This window comes from Sphingomonas sp. MJ1 (PH-R8) (assembly GCF_048058635.1).
GTDB lineage: Bacteria > Pseudomonadota > Alphaproteobacteria > Sphingomonadales > Sphingomonadaceae > Sphingomonas.
Genome location: NZ_JBBEFX010000042.1, coordinates 1 through 2,142, shown reverse-complemented (window position 1 = coordinate 2,142; position 2,142 = coordinate 1). Strand labels below are relative to the sequence as shown.

At 65.1% G+C, this 2,142-nt stretch carries 3 protein-coding genes; all 3 read right to left on the bottom strand.

Annotated features, from left to right (window positions below):
* The coding region (locus VPH46_RS16120) for a hypothetical protein (protein ID WP_416612852.1) at positions 1 to 439 on the bottom strand (439 nt) is incomplete at its 3' end.
* A 231-nt stretch (positions 440 to 670) separates the two neighbouring features.
* Entirely contained in the window at positions 671 to 1,675 is a 1,005-nt protein-coding gene (locus VPH46_RS16115; protein WP_416612850.1) for an NAD-dependent epimerase/dehydratase family protein, read from the bottom strand.
* 1 nt (position 1,676) lies between these two features.
* On the bottom strand, positions 1,677 to 2,142 hold a 466-nt coding region (locus VPH46_RS16110), incomplete at its 5' end, for a UDP binding domain-containing protein (protein ID WP_416612848.1).

Genomic DNA, 2,142 nt, shown 5'->3' with positions numbered 1-2,142 from the left:
CATCGACGCGTGCACCGAACTGGGTGTCGAACACTACGCCCTGATGGGCGATCTCCCAAAGCCGGCCATCGGCATCGCGGGTCCGCCAGGCAGTGGCCTCCTGTGCCGCCGCCGCCTCCCCCGGCACTTCCGTATAGGTTGCCATGCCCACCCCAGGCACCGAATGCCCGGTGGTGCTGATCCAGGTCACCGACCGGGCGAAACGAAGCTTTGGGATATCGACGTACAGCCCGACCCGTTCCGTACCATCGTCGACACCGCACCCTGCGCCTCGGCCTATCGACGGAGCGCCGGCCGATTGGGTCGCCTGCACATGCACCGGAGCAGCCGCAAAACCGCAGATCGCTCCTAGGGTCGTGCGCCGCGTTACGCGCCCGGAAACGCTGTCGCTGCAATCCTCGAGCTTGCCAGTTTCCGGGCCACTGTCACGTTTCGCCATGCCCACGTTTATGTTGAGGGGGGCCATATTTGGCAATGACGGCCCTCGTGCCAGAAGCGGTTCTTCGAACCGGGCGAACGCAGAGACACAACCGGTGGGCGATTTCCTGCGAGCACCGCCTTGCTGCATCTAAATGCAGGATGTCGAGCCGATGGAAGGGCCTCTCCCACAGTTTCATGGGAGAGGCCTCTAAGCCGGAGTTGCGACATCCGGCTCAAGGGGATGCGAACGTCACCGGCGATAGTGCGTGCGAAACCAGTCGACAAAGGCCGTCACGCCCGTCGCTACAGGCGTTTTCGGCACATAGCCCGTCAGAGCCAGCAGCAGGGCCGGATCAGCATGGGTCTGCGGCACGTCGCCAGGCTGCATGGGAAGCATCTCCGTCACGGCTTCGCGACCCAGTGCGTCTTCAAGTGTGCGGACAAAGTCCATCAACGGCGTCGGGGCGCCACCCGCGATGTTCACCACGCGATAGGGCGCACCCTTTGACAGGGTATCGACCACATCCCCGCCAACGACGCGATTGTCCTCGCCCGGCACCACGGCCATCAGCCGCACGATCGCCTCGACCAAATCGTCCACATAGGTGAAGTCGCGCCCCATTTGGCCGTGGCCATAAACCGGGATCGGGCGGTCGCTCAGGATCGCGTCGGTAAACTTGAACAGCGCCATGTCCGGCCGGCCCCACGGGCCGTAGACGGTGAAGAAGCGGAACATGGTGCTGGGAATGCCGTGCAGGTGCGCCTGACTGTGCGCCATCGCCTCCATGCCCTTCTTGGTCGCCGCATAGAGGCTCATCGGCTCGTCAGCCCGATCGGCCTCGGCAAAGGGCATCTTTTCGTTGCCGCCATAGACCGAGGACGTCGACGCCATCAGCAGGTGCGCCGGCCGTACCTCGCGTGCGACGTCCAGCACGTTCCAAGAGCCGACTAGATTGCTGTCGATATAGGTCTGCGGCGCCTCGATCGAGTACCGCACCCCCGCCTGTGCTGCCAGGTGGATGATGCACTCGGCGCCCTCGGCCGCTTCGCGCAACGCGGCGCGATCCTCAAGCTTAGCGGTAACCTGCCGGAACCCGGGCAAGGGCGTCAGCAGCGCCAGGCGATCATGCTTGAGCCGGACGTCATAATAGTCGGTAAGCGCGTCGTAACCGACCACCTCATGCCCGTCGACGAGAAGCCGGCGGGCGAGGTGGAAGCCGATGAAGCCGGCGGTGCCGGTGACAAGAATGCGCATCTTATTCAGCTGCCTCGCGTAGCATGAGTTCCGAAGCCCCCGAGGGCCGCCCGACGCCGCAATAGGTGAAGCCGGCGGCCTCAACGGTTGCGGGCTGGTAGACGTTGCGCAGGTCAACCATCACGGGCTGGGTGAGCAAACCCTTCAGCCGCTTGAGGTCGAGCGCACGGAACGCGTCCCATTCCGTCGCGATCACCACCGCACAGGCGCCCTCTGCCGCGGCATAGGCGGAGTCGGTGTAGACGAGGTCCGGCATCAGCGTGCGCGCCGCATCCATTCCCTCGGGGTCATAGGCGCGCACGGTGGCGCCCGCGTCTTCCAGCACCTGCACGATCGCCAGCGCGGGCGAATCACGCATGTCGTCAGTGTTGGGCTTGAAGGTGAGGCCGAGCAGCGCGATTGACTTGCCGCGCACGTCGCCGCCCAAGGCCGCGATGACCTTGCGCGCCATCGCCCGCTTGCGGGTG

What these genes read in the sequence shown, in the direction of transcription:
- VPH46_RS16115 (WP_416612850.1), bottom strand. Translation starts at nt 1,675, where the DNA reads ATGCGCATTCTTGTCACCGGCACCGCCGGCTTCATCGGCTTCCACCTC.